Genomic DNA, 18,882 nt, shown 5'->3' with positions numbered 1-18,882 from the left:
TAAGCTATGGCAGAAGATAATAACATCATCGGTAAACAGAACGAACAAGTACAGTATGACGATGAGAATATTCGTCATCTAAGTGATATGGAACATGTGCGTACCCGTCCAGGTATGTACATCGGCCGCCTTGGCGACGGCTCATTGCCAGAAGATGGCATCTATGTGTTGCTAAAAGAAGTTATCGACAACTCGATTGATGAGTTTAAGATGAAGGCTGGTGATCGAATTGAGGTTACTATTGATGAAAATCTGCGTGTTTCAGTGCGTGACTATGGCCGTGGTATTCCTCAGGGTAAGATGATTGAAGCCGTATCTGTGCTGAATACGGGTGGTAAATACGACTCAAAAGCCTTTAAGAAGTCAGTTGGCCTGAATGGTGTCGGCGTGAAAGCCGTAAACGCCTTGAGCTCTCATTTCGAGGTGCGCAGCTATCGTGATGGTAAGGTACGTAAGGCCACTTTCGAAAAAGGCGAGATGACCAGCGACGTTACCGAGAATTCTCAGGATGAGAATGGAACATACATATTCTTTGAACCTGATAATACGCTGTTTCTGAATTACTCTTTCCACGATGAGATTGTGGAGAATATGCTTCGAAACTATACTTACCTTAATACGGGTTTGGCCATTATGTACAATGGTCGTCGTATTCTTTCCCGTCATGGTTTGGAAGACCTGTTGAAAGACCGAATGACCAATGAGGCTCTTTATCCTATTATCCATTTGCAGGGTGAGGATATCGAGATTGCCTTTACCCATTCTAATCAGTATGGTGAGGAGTATTATTCTTTCGTCAACGGCCAGCACACTACTCAGGGTGGAACTCATCAGAGTGCTTTTAAAGAGCATATAGCCCGAACTATTCGCGATTTCTTCGGGAAATATGAGTATGGTGATATCCGTACTGGTATCGTGGCTGCTATTGCCCTTAATGTTGAGGAACCTATGTTCGAAAGTCAGACAAAGATTAAGCTTGGTTCACTGACGATGGCTCCTGGCGGGGTAAGCATCAATAAGTATGTTGGAGACTTTATAAAACAGGAGGTCGACAACTATCTGCATATCCATCAGGATGTGGCTGAGGTGATAGAAAATAAGATTAAGGAAAGTGAACGAGAGCGCAAGGCGATGGCAGGTGTCACCAAACTGGCACGTGAACGAGCCAAGAAAGCCAACCTACATAATCGTAAACTGCGTGATTGTCGTATTCATTTCAGCGATGTGAAGAACGACCGCAAAGAAGAATCATGCATTTTCATTACAGAGGGTGATTCTGCTAGTGGAAGTATCACGAAGAGCCGCGATGTGAATACACAAGCCGTATTTTCGCTTCGAGGTAAGCCCCTGAACTCTTTCGGATTGACGAAAAAGGTAGTATATGAGAACGAGGAATTTAATCTGCTTCAGGCAGCCTTGGATATTGAAGATGGTCTTGACTCCCTGAGATATAATAAGGTGATTGTGGCTACCGATGCTGATGTCGATGGTATGCATATCCGTTTGCTTACCATCACTTTCTTCCTCCAGTTCTTCCCGGAGTTGATAAAAAAAGGCCATGTCTATGTTTTGCAGACGCCCTTGTTCCGTGTCCGTAATCGTCGTACAAAGATTAAGAATAAGAAGGTTCTTGCCGATGCTGATGCGAAAAACGATAAAAGAAGTGATTTCATCACTCGTTATTGCTACAGCGATGAAGAACGTATGACTGCCATTAATGAGTTAGGGCCAGATCCCGAGATTACCCGATTTAAAGGTCTTGGTGAGATTTCTCCCGATGAATTCGCAGCTTTTATAGGTCCTGATATGCGTTTGGAACAGGTGACACTTCATAAGACCGATCAAGTTCAGAAACTTCTTGAATATTATATGGGTAAGAACACGATGGAGCGTCAGAATTTTATCATTGATAACCTTGTGGTAGAGGAGGACCGCCCAGAAGAAGACATATATGAATAAGAAAACAAACTTGTTTATAGCACCTTTGTTGCTGTTTGCTCTTTCTGTTTCTGCTCAGTTTCGTATTGGGCAGAATGATGACAGTCCTTTGCGCAAGTTACAATATGCTGAGATAGCCATTAACAATCTTTATGTCGACAGTGTTGATGAAAAGAAATTGGTTGAGGATGCCATTCGTGGTATGTTGGAGAAACTTGATCCTCATTCCACCTATGCCACGCCCAAAGAGGTCAAAGAACTAAATGAGCCGCTTAATGGCAACTTTGAAGGCATCGGTGTACAGTTTAATATGATTGAGGATACGCTTTTAGTTATCCAGCCAGTTACTAACGGCCCTTCGGAGAAGGTCGGTATCATTGCTGGCGATCGTATTGTATCTGTAAATGATACAGCCATTGCAGGTGTGAAGATGTCGAAAGAGGAAATTATGAAGCGTCTGCGTGGCCCAAAAGGAACGAAGGTTCGTCTTGGGGTCGTTCGCCAAGGCATTAAGGACCGACTAAAGTTCACCGTTACCCGTGCTAAAATCCCAGTTAAGTCCGTTGATGCCGCCTATATGATTCGACCCAATATCGGATATATCCGAATTGGCAGTTTTGGCGCCACAACTTATAAGGAATTTATGGAGCATCTTAAGCAGCTTCGTGACGCTGGAATGACCAGTCTGATTCTTGATCTCCAGGAGAATGGAGGTGGGTATTTAAAAGCAGCGGTTGATATTGCCAACGAGTTTCTGCAGCGTGGTGATCTGATTGTCTATACAGAGGGTTTGAAAGTACCTCGTACCGATTATAAGGCCGATGGCAATGGCGCATTCCTAAAAGGTAAAATAGTTGTGCTAGTCGACGGCTATACTGCTTCGGCTGCTGAGATCGTCACGGGTGCTATTCAGGATCAGGACCGCGGTATTGTGGTTGGTCGTCGTACCTTTGGTAAGGGGCTTGTTCAGCGTCCTGTCGATTTGCCTGATGGTTCTATGATTCGTCTGACGATTGCTCACTATTATACCCCTTCTGGTCGCTGCATTCAGAAGCCTTATAAGAAAGGGGACTCGAAAGATTATGCTATGGATATGCTTAATCGTTTGAAGAGTGGTGAGTTGACCAATGCCGATAGCATTCATTTCGTTGATTCTTTGAAATACGAGACTCTGCGTCAGCACCGTGCGGTTTATGGCGGTGGAGGCATCGTTCCTGATGAGTTTGTTCCGCTCGATACGACTATTTATACCCGATTCCATCGGGAGTTGGCGGCAAAGGGCATTGTCATTCAGCAGAATCTGCGCTATGTTGATAACCATCGTAAGGAACTGAAGAAGCGTTGGACATCGTTTGCTGAGTTTAAAGAGCAGTTCGAAGTGCCTCAGCAACTCCTTGATTCTATCATTTCTGAAGGAGAGAAGCAAGGTGTTAAGCCAAATGATGAGGCTGAACTTGAAAAGACTCTCTCATATCTATGTGTGCAGTTAAAGGCCTTGATCGCTCGCGATATTTGGGATATGAGCGAGTATTTCTCTGTTTTCAACGAGAATAGTGAGATGGTAAAGAAAGCTTTAGAGGTGATAGAGAAATAAAGACATTCTATATCAGTTTGAAATGTTGTAGGGCATTCCAAATGCCTTCTTCGTCTACAGATGTGGTCATGTAGTCGGCTTCTTTTTTCAACTCGTCTATAGCGTTTCCCATAGCAACGCCAATACCTGCAGTTTTAATCATGGTGGTGTCGTTCCCTCCATCACCAAAGGCCATGGTATATTGAGGGTCTAACCCTTCATGGGCAGCCATTGCTAACAACCCTCGACCTTTATCTGCTCCTTGTGCGGTGATATCGGTGAAGGCAGGATGCCAACGTCCGGATATACAGCCAGGAATACGTCCCAGCAGTTCCTTTTCATAGTCCTTGTTGAAGAAAGGTGTAAGTTGCAGGATGCGCTGTTCAAGAACCTCTTCCACGGGTATGGCCTCATTCAAGTTCTTCACAGCTAATTGCTGTCTGAAGATGAAATCCACATCACCTTTGGGATCCAAAACAGCAATGTTTCTCTCTCCGACTACAATAATGCCGTATTGCTTTTCTTTCGCGTCGTTTACAGCCAGCTTGGCCTCTTCTTGAGGAATGGCGTTACAGACTACGATTTCGTTGCCAACAAAACATAGAGCACCGTTGGTGGTCACGTAGCCATCTATTAAGTGCTCAATGGCACCAAGGTTCGTGATAATAATTGGTGGGCGGCCTGTAGCTATAAAAACCTTGTGGCCGTTGGCCTTTGCTTGAGTCAGGGCCTGTATTGTAGAGAGTGGTATCTCGTGTGTCTTGAAACTCACGAGCGTACCGTCTATATCGAAAAAGAGTGCGTAATGCGGTGACATGCCTTTTGGTAATTTTGCCTGCAAAGGTAAGCATTTTATTTCAGAAAAAGGAGTATAATATATGGAGATACCATATTTTTTCGTATATTTGCAACCAAAGAACTAAAACAAATAATTTATGAAGAAGCTGTTATCAACATTAGTCATGCTGACAATGACTGTCTCAGTCTCTGCTGACGATACTTTTTGGTTGGGTGCTGATATTAGTGGCACATCAGGCTTGGAGGCTTATGATGTACAACTTTATAATGCCCAAGGCGAGCCTCGTGACAATGTCACCATCATGAAGGAGTGCGGGTTGAATGCCGCCCGATTCCGTGTCTGGGTGAATCCTATGGGGGGATTCAGTAGCAAAGAGGATGTGCTCCGCCTGTCTCTCCGTGCTAAGGAACAAGGCATGGCTGTTATGATTGACTTTCACTATAGTGACTCGTGGGCAGATCCTGGTAAACAGTTTATTCCTAAGGCCTGGGAGCAAATGGATTATGAAGAGATGAAACAGGCCCTGGCTCAGCACACATGTGAAACCCTCCAACTATTGAAAGATAACGACATTGATGTGAAATGGGTTCAGATAGGCAATGAGACCACCAATGGCTTTCTTTGGCCTATGGGGCGCGCCTCAGAGAATATGGAGCAATATGCAGGTCTTACACAAGCAGGTTATGATGCAGTGAAGTCCGTATTTCCAGAAGTGGCCTGTATCATTCATCTCGATGCAGGTTGCGACCTTCACCGTTATCAATTCATCTTTGATGGACTGAAGAAGTTTGGTGCTAAGTGGGATATGATAGGCATGAGCATCTATCCTTATTGGGATATTGACGCAAAGCTGACAACGAGCGAAGACGAGACGCTTGAAAAAGCCATCGCTAATATAAATCAGCTATGGGAAACCTATCATACCCCACTGATGATAGTAGAGACAGGCTATGATGCCGATCGTGCTGAAGATGGCAAACGATGGATGAGGCGAATGATCGATGCGGCTCGTAGCCAGACCAAAGGCCATTGCAAGGGCATTTTCTATTGGGCTCCCGAGGCCGAAGGCCGTTATCGTTTGGGAGCCTTCCGCAATCATCGTCCTACCGCCATCATGGAAGCTTTTAAGGAAACTTTTGAGCAGTGACTTAGTAGCCCCAGTCTTCTCCAACTAGAATTACCGTGTGCTTGCCTCGTGGTGAGTTGCGCAGGAAGTGTACGTAGTTACAAATGCTTTCTGGCGAGTTGCAGTTATGGCACACGCCGTCTACTTGGCATGGAGTTTTGATGTCAAAGCGACTAGCGTTGATGGGCGATGCGGTGCTTCGAGCCCTGGCCAGAGCAGCCTCTATAGTCTGAGCTACTTTGTTCAGGCCTATGATAAAGATGACCTTCTTTGGCCCCCACGTGATAGCCGCTACACGATTGCCATTTCCGTCAATATTTACGATTATACCATCTTCAGAGATGGCGTTCGCACTCGACAGATAAACATCTGCCGTGAAGGCTCTGACGTACATCTGTATTTTCTCTTCGTTACCTTCTACCAGGTCACGGTCTAAAACTTCGTATGTACCTTTCTGTCGAAGTGCGTCTGGTAGACCCATATCGCGGATAGTCATGGAGCCCCCCCACGTAATGCTACTGCCATCAGGTATCAGTTCCAACACCTTATTAATAGCTTCACTAGAGGTTTTGCAGTAGAAAGCCTCCATGTTGCGACGTTTCAGATTCTTAATCATCCGCTCTGCCAACCGTTCGTTTCTGAGTTCTTTAGGAGTCATAAATACAATGTTGTTTAGTTAATCTTTGGCAAAGGTACACATTATCTTTGATATATGCAAGAGTAAACTCCTACTATGTATGGCTTAAACTATCATATAGGAGAAATAGAATGTCTCAAAAAGCGTTGCGCAATCGTGTTGCGTATACGCAATTATCTTTAATTCAATATATTAACTATGAAATCAGTATATTCTCCTAGTTCCTGTTTTGCGACATTCTTTTCTTGGTAAAAAGAAATTATCCGCCTAAATTTGCAGCGCAATCGTAATAAATTATAAATGGCGAGTTAATAATTCAGAAACTTAAATATTGCGTCTAATGGATATGTACAATTTTACATCGACAAATAGCTTGGACATTTGTTGGCAAATCGTAAAGCGTAACGCGCTTTCCATTAATAGGGAAACAATTTGCAAGCAGTTGTCTGAGCATCCTTACTCAGATTCCCTTATGGCAATTTCTGATGTCTTGGAGAATTATAACATAGCAACGACCTCATATAATATAAAAGACGCAGAGTCTTTAATACAACAGGACGGATCATATATTGCATTGGTATATGTTCATTCACAGCCTTATTTCAGTATTATAGATTCGGTAACAAATGAAAGTGTTATATGGTATAATCCAATAAATAATAGAAAAGAAAACATCTCTTTCGGAGAATTCAAGAATATATATGGTGGAATTGTTACCTTCGTTGAGGTTAAGGATTATATTGCAGAACCAGAGTACAAGAATAAAAAGAAAGAGTATTTTGTAAAAAAGCTTATAGAAACAATGCCGATTTTTGTATTTGTTATAGCTTTTGTATCGGTATTTTTGTCATTATTGCCATTCGAAATACCGATTTATTTCGGATTGTATGCTGTAGGACTTGGGATTGGAAGTCTCATTTGTGCGGTTCTTTTATATTCTGAAGTAAATGATTATAACTCATCTTTTATTGAGAAACTATGCCCTGTTGGGAAGAAGTGGGACTGTTCGATTGTCCTAAAATCGGCTGCAAACAACATTTATGGTATAAATTGGACTACGATAGGACTCGCTTATTTTGCAGGCACGTTAATCACTTTAACGTGTGTTGGTAATAATCTGAGCTATTATCAGGCGGCTGCTTGCATAAATGTATTAGCCCTCCCCTTTATTATATATTCGCTTTATTATCAAGTCATAGTGTCTAAGCATTGGTGTGTAATGTGCTTGTCTGTACTGACGCTTTTGCTCTATTTGTTTGTGATATCAATTCTTGGTGGTTTTTTGAGTTTGCGTTTAAATCAGATAATGAGTAGCGTTGTTCCCTTTATCATCATTGATTTGATAATGCTATGGGGAAGTAATATGTATCTGAGTCTATGTAAACAGAATAAAATGTATAATGAGCTATTTCCTGCTTTCAATAAACTTAGATATGATGAGAATGTATTCCGGACGTTGTTGGAAGAGAGCCCATTGATAGCAGAAGTACCTCAGGATATGAGTATAAATATAGGCCAACCAACTGCTGCGGTGACAATACTTAAGGTCTGCGATCCGTATTGTAGCGCTTGTTCCAAGTCTCATCTTAAAATGGAAAAATTCTTGGAAAAGAAGGATGTCTTTTTACAAGTTATCTTCAACGTGTCTTCTATAGATCGTGATGCAAAGAAGAATGCCATAAAATTGTTCTTTGCTCTAAAGGAAAAATATGGCGATCAATACATGATAAAGGTTTTGCATGACTGGTATGGCCAAAAGGAAAAAAAATATGAAGAATTCCGGAAAAAGTATGAAATAGATGACAAAGCAATAGACGCACAAGAAGATAAGATCATGTGGATGGAACGGAGAACTCAGGAGCTGGAGATACATTATACTCCGACATTCTATATAAACAATCATCAACTACCAGATGATTTCTATTCGTATAATGATTTTGAATCTCTATTTGAGTGATAAATAATTTGGTGTAAGTAATCTGCAGTACGCTTATACCAGTAATTGTAGTATTAATAAAAAAACAAAAGAAATGAAAAAGATTAAGATGAATTCCCTAGAGGGAATGATGGACAATTCGCTGACTCGCGAACAGTTGAAACATGTTGTTGGAGGTACTGGTGCCGCACCTTGCGCTGGTAAGGGTCCGGGTAGCCCATGTACATGGAATGGTAAGAGCGGAAGATGCGGATACTGGCCATTTACTGGACTGATCTGCCTGTGTTAATGGTAAAATCATTAACTTACTAAGCAAACTTTATCATAGTGTCTCTTGTAGACAGAACTGCAATGAGACACTTTTTCTTTAATACATTATGAATGTAATACAGTCTTTTTGGAGCAAGCCGCTTTTTAAGGCAAACAGCGATGTGAGCCAGAACAGGTATCATGGCGGTTGGATAAACTATCGCTATTGCTTATTGTCAATGGCTTATAGTTGCCTTACTATATCCCGATACTATCCTCATCTTGAATTATACACGGATACTTTTGGAGTGAAGCTTTTCAGAGATATTTTGAAACTCCCATATTATAAGTTCCACACAAATCTTGATGATATGGCCAACGTTGACGAATCTTTGTGGGCGTATGGGAAAATCATGACCTATTCTGTACAAAAGGAACCGTTCTTACATGTAGATAATGATGTATTTATTTGGCAGGAATTTCCTGATAGGGTGGTAAATGCAGATGTCGTATGTCAAAGTCTGGAGATGATTGAGAATTTTTCATTGACAGACTATGAGGTTGCCATGGAGTATATTAAGCATAATCTTAAGACGGCTCCTCAGATTATTCGAGAAAGTAAATGCAAAGCAGCTGCCAATATGGGTATATTCGGCGGCAATAATCTAGACTTTATCCAGCAATACTGTCAAGAGGCCCAGAGCGCGTTTCATGATATGTATGATGGGATCATGTGTTCAGGAGATATAAAAGGAAAGTTCAATATTATCTATGAGCAGCTTTTGCTGACAGAACTTGCAGAGAAACACCATCAGAGGATTTCGTATTTAATAGGAAGTAACGACCTTGACGAAATTGTGAAATACAGTACTATCGAAACTGCTCAATACGAAAGTAAGTATACGCATTGCTTAGGACAGTTGAAACGGTATAATTATGTTTGTGAACAGATAGAATATCGGTTAAAGTATGAGTTCCCTTCGTATTATGATCGGATATTATCCTATCTGGATAAAGACGGGGTGGAGTATGAAGAAAACATCAAGTCAATGAAGGAATACAATCATTTCTACAAAATATTTTCACGAATTGGTAAGGCTAAGGACATACATGAGGTTATGACGGATTTTGAATTTAAACTCAGCCCCAATTGTCATATAGAGGAAGAGAGTGAGGACTACTATATGAATTCACCTTATGGAAAATATAGGCTAACAGGATGGTGCGTCTTTTTGACTCTTTTCTCACAAGCAAATACGGGGGAGGCAGTATGCCGGGAAATATGCAGAGAAGCGTATCTTCCCAACCTGACATATGAGCAGATATTTACCAAAGTCTTTTACCTGATGATGGAAAGCCTTTATATTACAAAATGTCTAACGATTACTTAACGGATAACCAATAAGCGCTAGCGGTCTTGCGCATAAAATAGACCCTAATTATTAACTCATTAAAATTATGAAAAAGATTAAGAAAGAAGATTTCGCTATTCTGAATGAGAGCGAGATGAATGAGGTCAATGGTGGAATTAATGTTGAGAAGTCTCTTCCCATCTGCAATCACATGGAGTTTGCCTGTTGTTACTATAACTACAAGGTAGATTTCCCCGATCCGGTTATTCTGAGACCTTAGTATTTTTCATGGGATTCGCCATTTTAGTAAAGAATGGCGAATCTCTTAAATGCTTACGATGATGTTGAAAGTGTTATCAAAATGTGATTTCTACTATCTGAAGAGAGACCACCAGTGCTATCTCCTGCATATTCCAACTATGACGGTGGTGAACCTGAAGGAGAATACGGTTGTCGATCAGTTCTTCGCACAGCTGACAGGGCAAGGCCAGTTCTTTGATGATGAGGAGTTCCAAAGCCTTGAAGAGGAGGTGTTGGAGGTCTTCCCGGTTTTCTGCCAAAGGTATGAAGAAAAAGGTGACGATGATTCATATTCGATGCAGGATGTGATTTTGCCGATTTCGGGCAAGTGTAACCTGAGGTGTACCTATTGCTTTGCGCAGAACAAAGGAAACTTCGGGTTCGGTGACATCACGCCAGAGAACTGCCACGAGATTATTGATTACGTTATGGCGCACACGAATAATGACATGCAATGCCGGTTCAACTTCTTCGGTGGTGAGCCTATGCTCAGGATGGACACTATAGACGCTGTGCTTAACTATATATCCGAGAAATACGCAGACAGGAATGTGGGGTATGGTATGACAACCAACGGAACGCTGTTCACCGACGAGAATATTGAATACTTCAAAAACCACCAGATTGACATTCTTTACAGCTATGACGGTCCTGAGGAGTTTACGACTCATCGCGTGTTCCCTAATGGGAAGCGTAGCAACGACCTCGTGCTGAAGAATATTCGGAAAGTGAAGGATGCCGGTCTGAAGTTCCAGATGAGGGCGACCATCCCAAGCGACTGCGAATGCATGTGGAAGGTCTACGACTACTTTGAGAATCTGGGTATGCCTTTCTCTGCCGTACCTGCCTATAAGTCGAGGAACGTTAACAGAACATGTGTTTATGACGAACGTCTTGAATCGTTTAAGAAACAGTATGAGGACCTGATTGATTATTATATCCGTCGCATAGACAGCGGACGGCCTGTTCACTGCATGTCAATTAGGGAGCAGGTTGAGACACTCGATAAGCACAGGACACATCTGAGGGCCTGCTCTTCGGGAAAGTACATGTTCTCGATTGTTGATACAGGAGAAATTTTCAGTTGCGAACATCTGGCCTACGACAAAAAGTATGCCATCGGTGATATCCGTAGCGGTATTGACGTGAAGAAGATGAGGTCGTATCGTCCCACCTCGGTTCATGAGATTGAGAATTGTCGCGATTGCTGGGTCAAGTATCTGTGCTCAGGAGGGTGCTATTCTGAGAAACTTCTGATTGGACGGCAGCACGAGTCTCTCTCGCCAGACGAGTGTGAGATGCAGAAAATGCGGTGGAACTTCCTGCTTTCTGTGTATGTCTATCTGAAAACGAGAAAACAGCAGCAGTGTCATAAATAAAGGAAAAAAGAGAGTTGTATATATACATATTATTTTGCATCACTTGCTGTTTTGCTGTCACTTTATTCATAAACCGCTAAATATGTGCGGTTTATGGGTGGTGACAGCAAAATGTCTGGTGACAGCAAATCGATGATTTGCTAGAATGGCGGTATTTCCTTTTTAAATAGTTTGGCAAAAGAAAAGTGATTTTTTCTTTGTTTAAAAGAACAATCTCTTTATCTTTGCAGCGTGAGCGTAAAAAAGACATGTGAATATATGCATAGACAATTTATGAGAGTTCTTCTGGTGGATTTGTTGATGTCGTTAGTAGTGACATCTTCATTGTATGGTCAAAAACTGGAGTGTAATCAGATGGTGGTATCGTTGAGGCCCCAATCCTTTGGTAACGATTCAATAATGAATTTGCACGTTGAGCTTGACCTTGACACTCATCAGTCATCTGACACAATTATGCTTTTTACTAATGTGAGAATCGGCGAACCATCTATAGAAGGAAATGGAATGCTTGCCCCTTCTTACATCAAAGCTTATGACTATTACAACAAAGAGAAGACGTTCATAACGACATATAAGAACGAAAGCGGTTCTGCACCTTTTTCGGATAAACAAATCATCACGGTTATGAAAGGGGATGTCGCTCGAATTAAGGTAGAATATGACGTTATGGGTACTTTTTTCTTTTTTGATCCCATTAAAGAAAACAATAAGGATGACAGGACTCTGATCTATGCATATTGTTCAGAAGAAGAGTCTGTATTCCCTACTAATGTGTTTGTTAAGGATATTCTCGTGGAGGCACCAGATAGTTTTTATGCCTTAAAAAGTATCAAAACCTCTGGAAATGAAGAGAGCCGGATATACATAGTCTTTGTTAGCAAGACCTATGTTGAGTCTGATACAATGAAAATGGGGAATCTGAGCTTGACCTTTTACAATATGAAAGGAGATAAACCAACTCTTAAAAATGCAGTAATACGAGCAATGAACAAACTGAGCAGCATAGCACCTGTAAATGGCGATTTGGATATCCTGCGTGTATTATACCGTTCAGGGAATTGGCTTGCTGGGCATTCTTTGGGCAGATTCTGTATCCTTGACAAGGATATGAAGTATGAGTCTTGTGTTCATGAGATACTTCATTCTATATTTGATAACCGTGTATCTCCTAACACAAAAGGACGATATTTTGTAAGCGAGAGCCTCATTGAGTGGCTGGCTCAGTATCTTAATGAAAAAAAGGATACCACAAAATGGGGCGAAAGACCTCAGATAAGTATCTATGATTTGGAGTCTGACGATACTCGTACAGCTTGTTTAATATACGGATATGGTCCAGAGTTACTGTATGAGGTTGCAGATCAGGTTGGGATGGAGTCCTTGGCTATGAGCATCATCGAATTTATGTTGGATAATAAAGGCAAGGATATAGACTATAACTCTTTTATCTCTTTTATGAGAGGACGGTTGCCTGGAAATGTCGTAGACATGCTTGATAGAAAGGTTAGAAAAATATAAATGATTTCAATCGGAGCGAAATCATGCGAAAACGTTCCAATAAGGGTACTGAATACCTGATAATACTAAAAGATTCGTAATTTGCTGTCACTTTTATCTTGCTGCCAACCATTCATAAGTGTCTTGTATTAAGCAATTTATGCGTAAAGTGATAGCAAAACAGAAAAAATACCGATTATTTTCACTAATGAGATTCTTTCGAATCAGTTCCTAGGATTTCATCTGTTTTTTCATGAAGAGTTATTTTATACCGACGTTTGATTATATGTCTCAAAATGCGTTGCGCAATGATGTTGCGTATATGCAATTATTTGTATTGTAGATAGTTAGCTTTTGGAATAGTGCGTTTTCCGAATTTTTGTTTTTGCAACGCTTTTTCTTAGTATTAAAGAAAAAGATTGCTTACCTTTGCAACGCAACCATATATCTTACGAATCATTAATAAAAGGTGTTTAATGGATTTGGAAAAAAAAACGTTGAAGAAACTTTTGCAGAGTATCGGTGTCAAAGTGCCGAATTCTGTAGTGAAACGTTTGCTGGATACTCCTGTGGGAACAACCTTAAGAGGTCTCAGCGACGCATTGGATTCTCTGAATATTGATAATGATGTTTATCAATTGCCCCCAGAGTATCTTAAAGAACTAGATTATCCCTATGTGATGGTGCTCCCTCATCGTGAAGATGCATTTGCTGTCGTAGAAAATGAGGAGAATAGAATTAAAGCAATGCCTGAATGGAAAGGTGTTGTATTAGTTGCAAGAAAGACTTCTGAAACTTTTATATATAAAAATGTATGGCTTCGCAATGCTGTAGGATACATTATTGATAATCAGATGTATCTGATTATCGCAACATTGTTATTTTTGTTTATAGTCTTTGCTTGGCCAGGTCTTAGGGTAGTTTGTCATTCTGTTATGTCAGCTCTGGGAATCTGGGTTTCTACAATTCTGTTGAGAAGAGATTATGGAGGTGATATATTGGAAAAATATTGTAAAATTGGAAAGGTTGTAGATTGTGAGCAGGTGCTTTCTTCGAAAGGAAGTCTACTCTTTGGTCTCTTTCGTATGAGTGATTTGGCTTTTCTCTTTTTCTCTACTCAGTTGTTTTTTGCCCTGATAGCTAATTCTGACTTGTTGGGGTATGCTTTTCTTTTGTTGTTAGTAGGCTGTTGTTTTACGCTGTATTCTGTTATTTATCAGATAGCTGTAATCCGAAAGATATGTTTGTATTGTATGGCAATCAATTTAATGGTGTGGATTGATACGATTATGTTTGCATTTAATAGAATAACAATTAATCTTCAGACTCCTTTTGTACTTATATTGTCGGGTGTCGTGGCATATGTAACATGGTATATCGTTATTCACTATTTATCTGTTGCAAGTCAGAATGAATCATTTAAGCATCGGGATTCGGCTTTGTATAATAAAGAGTTGTTTGATTGGCTTTTGTCGAAGGAAAGGCCGATCGATGAGGTTGATGATAAATATGCAGACGTGGGTGGTGTTGGTGAAGACAATATAATAACATTGTTTGTTCATCCAGGATGCAAGAAGTGCAAAAGAGTATATAAATATATTCCAGAACTGAGAAAGGTAGCAAAAGTAAAGACGGTGTCATTAGCTTCAAATGATATAGATTTAAATGAATATTGTAGAAAGAATCATATAGATAAGACACCGACGATTGTATTTAATGGTAGGGAGCTCCCAGAACTGTATAGCGTTGAGAACTTGAAATATGTATTATAGAATTAAACTTGTCAATTATCAACTAGCATATTAGTGCACAATATATGGGTCAAGTGGTGATACGACCTAAACTGCTCACCAAAAATAAATTTATGTATAACTTAAAAGAAAAAGTAAAATGAAAAATTTAGAAATGTTTAAGATGAGCAAAGCTCAGATGAACAATGTGAATGGTGGTCGTAGTAATGCATGTACAAGACTTCAACAAATGGCCAATGGCGATGAGAGTGCTAACTGGGGCCCGAGACAATGGGATGCATGGGCTGAGCTCTGGGAGAAGAACTGTTGGGATTAAAAAATATTTGTGATTTGTACGTCAACTACAAAAATAGTTGACGTACATTTAGAACCTCAATGAATATGAAACATACTTTCTTGTTTATATTATCTCTTTGTTTGACTTTAAATGTTAATGCGCAGGAGACTCATGTAATAGAGCCAGCTATACTCGAAGTACGATATGACTCATGGCAGAAGGATTGTAGCGATTCTTATATTCTTAGGACAGGAAAGACGGCTAATCAGTTTTTTAGTTATTACCAAAACAGAACTGACAGCTTGTTGAATACAGATGATACAACAATGGATATAGCTCTGAATGAGTTTTTTGCGTCTGTGAGTAAAGAGGCAGGCAAGTCTGAACAGCTAAAAGGCAGCACAATTAGCAGAGAGAAGCTTTATCAAGACGTGAAAACAGGGAAATTGGCTCTTTATAGCGGTTATTCGGATGCCTATTATACTTATGAGGAAGATATTCCTCAACAAGAATGGACTATCAATATGGATTCTGTAATGACAATCTTGGGACTAGAATGCCATAAAGCCACAACAAAGTTCAGAGGGCGTGTTTGGGATGTTTGGTTTACTGAAGAAATTCCTGTTAGTCTTGGTCCTTGGAAACTTGGCGGCTTACCTGGTCTTATTCTCAAGGCTACGGCCGATAGTGACTTTATCAGACTCACAGCTATAAATATTAAGAAGGATGGCATTAATCCCGTAACATTCTATAATTGGGGTGATGAAAAATACTATCACATGACAAGAGAGAAATTCCTAAAGTACAAGAATCGCCCAAGAACCATACCTCGGGTGAATAAAGTCTTACCAGCAGAACCATATATAGAATTGGAATAGTCAAAATAGGAATGAGACGTTGCCTTATAATTATATTATACAGCCTTCTTCCGCTCATGGCATCGGCGCAGATGCGGATAACGGGAATGGTCACCGACAGGAACGATGATCCGTTGACGGGAGCCATCGTTCAAGTACGTAGCAATGCAACAAATAAGATGATAGGATTCTGCAAGACCGATAGTAAAGGCATGTTCTCCATCGAAGCGGTAACAGAAAGCTATCTTGAAGTCTCGATGCTTGGTTTCAGGAAACAGCGTATTCACAACCTTTCGGACGAAAGATCACTACGAATAGTGATGCAGGAAGAGGCAATAGCCCTGAAGGAAGTGACTGTCAAGGCAAGTAAGGTGCGTGAGCATGGTGACACATTGACATACAATGTGGCGACTTTTGCCGATCAAAATGATCGCAACATTGGCGACGTACTCTCCCGCATTCCCGGCTTTGAGGTGAACAAGCAGAACGGACAAATCAAATACGAGGGTAAGCCCATCAGCAAGTTCTATATTGAGGGGCTGGATATGTTGGGTGACAAATACGGTGTAGCTACCAATACTCTGCCGCAGGTAGATGTCGGTTCTGTGCAGGTCATGAGAAATCACCAGCCCATTCGTGTGCTTGAGGATTTTACTTATACCGACGAGGCTGCAGTGAACATCCGCATGAAAGAGGGGGCCAAGAACCATTGGGTAACATCATTCAATGGTGGGGCCGGTATCAGCCATCGTACTGGATTATGGAAATTCGAGGGCTTTGGCCTACGCCTCAAGTCTGATTTCCAGACCATGCTCACTTACAAAACCAATAACATGGGACTGGATATCAGCAAGGAAACAACGAGTCTTTTTAATTTCGACGAATCGGAAAGCAGTGGTGATTATATTCAGCTGTCACCGCCTACGACACCCAATCTTGCCGAAAGCCGTACCCTGTTCAATCGCAGCCATGCTGTCACGCTCAACACACTGAAACGGTTTAGTGAGTCATCACAGATGAACATACAGGTAATCTATAATAACAATCGCGAGACGGCAGAGGGTGAAAGGCGCACGGAGTATTTTCTTCCCTATGGAAACCGCATCATCGACAATCGTAAGGGCTATCTACAAAAGGATAACGAACTCTATGCGCTGATGAAGTATGAGCGTAACAGTACCAATCAATATCTGAAAAACTTGTTGTCGGGCGATTTTACTTGGAGCCGTCAGTGGCTTAACGAGATTGGAAGTGCAAACCACAACCAGTTTGCTCGCAAGCCCGAATACGACATTAAGGACAATCTGTATATCATCCGCAAGTACGGCAACCGCCTTGTGTCGTTCTATTCCAACAACCGCATCATCAGCCGTCCGCAGTCATTGTTCGTAGATTCACTTCATCAGTACGTCAGTAGTCAACGATACGGCACCGATACCTACGCTATGGGTGGCGTTAAACTTGGACGTTTTAGCCTTTCGCTCAAAGCGGGTGTGAATGCAGCTTTGCACCGCATAGAGTCTGACTTAACAGGACTTCCCGATACTATCGGATTGTTGGCGGATAACAGCTGTTTTTCTTTCATCCGGTTATACGTACAACCGAATCTGACTTACAAGACGCACGATGTCAGCGTGGAACTCAGCCCCACAACAGAATACCTCTATGAATATACCTCTGACTTTGGTCAGCCCTCTCACAAGGGGTTTCAAATCTCGCCAGACCTCAGTGTCAAGTGGTATGTCACACCTCGCCTGCGTCTTTTATTAGGAGGTTCTGCCTCTGTGGAGCCTTTGGATGCCAGTCGTTTCTACCATTCACTGATATTGCAGGACTTCCAGTATATCAACCGAGGCTATGCGGGATATCAGCACAGCCATACGCAGGCTATCCGTAGCGGCATCAACTATAATGATGCACTGAAAGCCCTGCACACCATCTTGACCGTATCGCGTACTTTCAGCACCTCGCCTTATACACCGACACGCCTGTTCGTAGGCGATTATATCATCCTCTCTGCTGTAGAGCAGGAAAGTAAGTCGGACTCTTGGCAAGCCAACCTGATAGCCAGTAAAGGCATCAGCCTTTGGAATGGTGTTGTCAATCTTCGAGCCTTGTATCTCAATAACGATGCCTCGATGCTCCAAAACGGGATAATGACTACCTACAATAGTCAGATGTTCAACATCCGCACAGGTCTCGACTTCTCATTATGGAAGGACATGCACCTGCGCTATGGTTTCACGTTCAATCAGGACCGTATGAACGGACGGAGCAGCGAGAACCAACAGGGCTTGCTCGGAATTGGTCGAGCTGTGACGGACGAAGGTAAAGCCAAAATCCAATCGATGGATTATATGCAAAAGATTGACAGCTGGAAGCAAGATCTCTCCATCGTTATTCCTGTCAGTCCGTTCATCATTGACCTTCGGGGTGAGTATTACCGCAACGAGATTACCAGTGGTAATTACAAAGACTTCTTCCTGGCCGACATCAAAGCCAGTTACAAATCAAAGCGTCTTGATTTCACTCTCTCGCTCAATAATCTGCTGAATCGTGACACCTATTCATATGTCATCACCAGCGACCTTACCAGCAGTACCTCTGTCAATCACATTCGTGGACGTGAATTGATAATGAGTGTGTTTATTAATCCGTAAGCGCTTGTCTGTCGTCTCAAAATGCGTTGCGCAATAGTGTTGCAAGAATGCAATGGGTTAAAAAACAGGAGATTAACTATCAAAAAACCATATAATCGCAGATTTGCTTTTGCGACGCATTTTTCTTGGTTTATAAATATTATCAGGTTAAATTTGCAGCGCAATTGCAATGAGTTTATATCTGCAAAGTGCAGAAAGTTTGGCATTAAAAAATCAAACCGTTATTACTAATTTAACCATTTTATTAATTATGAAATCATTAAAGATGAATTCGCTTTCACAGAATGCTTTGGAAGCAAGAGAGATGAGAGAACTCGTAGGTGCTGGACCCGCTTGTGGTTGTGGCTGTAACGGACCTTCTTCAACTTATGACAATGGTACTGCTAACCATGCAGGTGGTAAACACTCAAAAGGTAGCATGACAGAACAGGTTTGGTTCCTGGACGAAGTTGTTTGCAGACCATAATAAATGTAGTCTATAAAAACTACGACCAACCTTAACCGCTAATGGCGTTGGACGTGTTGCCATGGCCAATGCCATTAGCTTTAGA

16 protein-coding genes are annotated in these 18,882 nt (G+C 41.4%); 14 read left to right on the top strand and 2 right to left on the bottom strand.

Annotated features, from left to right (window positions below):
* The first annotated feature begins 6 nt into the window (after positions 1 to 6).
* On the top strand, positions 7 to 1,959 hold the full coding sequence (locus BMX82_RS04955; protein ID WP_091766597.1) for a DNA topoisomerase IV subunit B: 1,953 nt from the start codon (positions 7 to 9) through the stop codon (positions 1,957 to 1,959).
* Positions 1,952 to 3,532, top strand: a complete 1,581-nt coding sequence (locus tag BMX82_RS04950; protein WP_091766594.1) for a S41 family peptidase — start codon at positions 1,952 to 1,954, stop codon at positions 3,530 to 3,532. Before BMX82_RS04955 ends, BMX82_RS04950 begins: the two co-directional genes overlap by 8 nt.
* A 7-nt stretch (positions 3,533 to 3,539) precedes the next feature.
* Here BMX82_RS04950 and BMX82_RS04945 read toward each other — a convergent pair whose 3' ends face one another.
* Complete coding sequence (locus BMX82_RS04945) at positions 3,540 to 4,328, bottom strand: Cof-type HAD-IIB family hydrolase (RefSeq protein ID WP_036910742.1); 789 nt, start codon at positions 4,326 to 4,328, stop codon at positions 3,540 to 3,542.
* 118 nt (positions 4,329 to 4,446) lie between these two features.
* On the opposite strand from BMX82_RS04945, the gene BMX82_RS04940 reads away from it, so the two are divergent.
* Positions 4,447 to 5,457, top strand: a complete 1,011-nt coding sequence (locus tag BMX82_RS04940) for a glycosyl hydrolase 53 family protein (RefSeq protein WP_036910741.1) — start codon at positions 4,447 to 4,449, stop codon at positions 5,455 to 5,457.
* Between the two features lies 1 nt (position 5,458).
* On the opposite strand, the gene BMX82_RS04935 is transcribed toward BMX82_RS04940, so the two are convergent.
* Positions 5,459 to 6,094: a lactate utilization protein gene (locus BMX82_RS04935; RefSeq protein WP_036910740.1), complete on the bottom strand. Its 636-nt coding sequence runs from the start codon at positions 6,092 to 6,094 to the stop codon at positions 5,459 to 5,461.
* 325 nt (positions 6,095 to 6,419) lie between these two features.
* Between BMX82_RS04935 and BMX82_RS04930 the strand changes: the two genes are divergently transcribed.
* From BMX82_RS04930 to BMX82_RS04895, 11 genes are all read left to right on the top strand, one after another.
* Entirely contained in the window at positions 6,420 to 8,030 is a 1,611-nt protein-coding gene (locus BMX82_RS04930) for a vitamin K epoxide reductase family protein (protein ID WP_177172020.1), read from the top strand.
* Between the two features lie 73 nt (positions 8,031 to 8,103).
* Positions 8,104 to 8,298 (top strand): hypothetical protein, encoded by a 195-nt coding sequence (locus BMX82_RS12870; RefSeq protein WP_143058315.1) that lies wholly within the window; start codon positions 8,104 to 8,106, stop codon positions 8,296 to 8,298.
* Positions 8,299 to 8,386: 88 nt separating this feature from the next.
* A complete protein-coding gene (locus BMX82_RS04925; protein WP_036910738.1) occupies positions 8,387 to 9,649 on the top strand; it encodes a DUF6734 family protein in 1,263 nt (420 codons plus the stop codon).
* Between the two features lie 67 nt (positions 9,650 to 9,716).
* Positions 9,717 to 9,890: a hypothetical protein gene (locus BMX82_RS12970; RefSeq protein ID WP_156097635.1), complete on the top strand. Its 174-nt coding sequence runs from the start codon at positions 9,717 to 9,719 to the stop codon at positions 9,888 to 9,890.
* A 61-nt stretch (positions 9,891 to 9,951) separates the two neighbouring features.
* Complete coding sequence (locus BMX82_RS04920; RefSeq protein WP_177172019.1) at positions 9,952 to 11,289, top strand: radical SAM/SPASM domain-containing protein; 1,338 nt, start codon at positions 9,952 to 9,954, stop codon at positions 11,287 to 11,289.
* Positions 11,290 to 11,547: 258 nt separating this feature from the next.
* Positions 11,548 to 12,807 carry a hypothetical protein gene (locus BMX82_RS04915; protein ID WP_091766588.1) on the top strand — a complete coding sequence of 420 codons (1,260 nt, stop codon included), beginning with the start codon at positions 11,548 to 11,550 and terminating at the stop codon, positions 12,805 to 12,807.
* Between the two features lie 455 nt (positions 12,808 to 13,262).
* Complete coding sequence (locus tag BMX82_RS04910; RefSeq protein ID WP_143058314.1) at positions 13,263 to 14,558, top strand: vitamin K epoxide reductase family protein; 1,296 nt, start codon at positions 13,263 to 13,265, stop codon at positions 14,556 to 14,558.
* A 118-nt stretch (positions 14,559 to 14,676) separates the two neighbouring features.
* Entirely contained in the window at positions 14,677 to 14,853 is a 177-nt protein-coding gene (locus BMX82_RS12965) for a hypothetical protein (RefSeq protein ID WP_177172018.1), read from the top strand.
* Between the two features lie 65 nt (positions 14,854 to 14,918).
* Positions 14,919 to 15,692, top strand: coding sequence for a GLPGLI family protein (locus tag BMX82_RS04905; RefSeq protein ID WP_036910872.1), 774 nt, complete (start codon positions 14,919 to 14,921; stop codon positions 15,690 to 15,692).
* Positions 15,693 to 15,748: 56 nt separating this feature from the next.
* The gene (locus BMX82_RS04900; RefSeq protein WP_177172017.1) at positions 15,749 to 18,331 is read left to right on the top strand and encodes a carboxypeptidase-like regulatory domain-containing protein; all 2,583 of its coding nucleotides are present in this window, start codon (positions 15,749 to 15,751) and stop codon (positions 18,329 to 18,331) included.
* A gap of 250 nt (positions 18,332 to 18,581) precedes the next feature.
* Positions 18,582 to 18,797 carry a TIGR04149 family rSAM-modified RiPP gene (locus BMX82_RS04895; protein ID WP_091767270.1) on the top strand — a complete coding sequence of 72 codons (216 nt, stop codon included), beginning with the start codon at positions 18,582 to 18,584 and terminating at the stop codon, positions 18,795 to 18,797.
* Positions 18,798 to 18,882: the final 85 nt, after the last annotated feature.

Source organism: Prevotella sp. khp7 (genome assembly GCF_900109055.1).
In the GTDB taxonomy this organism is placed as follows: Bacteria; Bacteroidota; Bacteroidia; order Bacteroidales; family Bacteroidaceae; genus Prevotella.
Note: the sequence above shows the minus strand (reverse complement) of the source record. Positions and strands in the feature narration are given on the sequence as shown.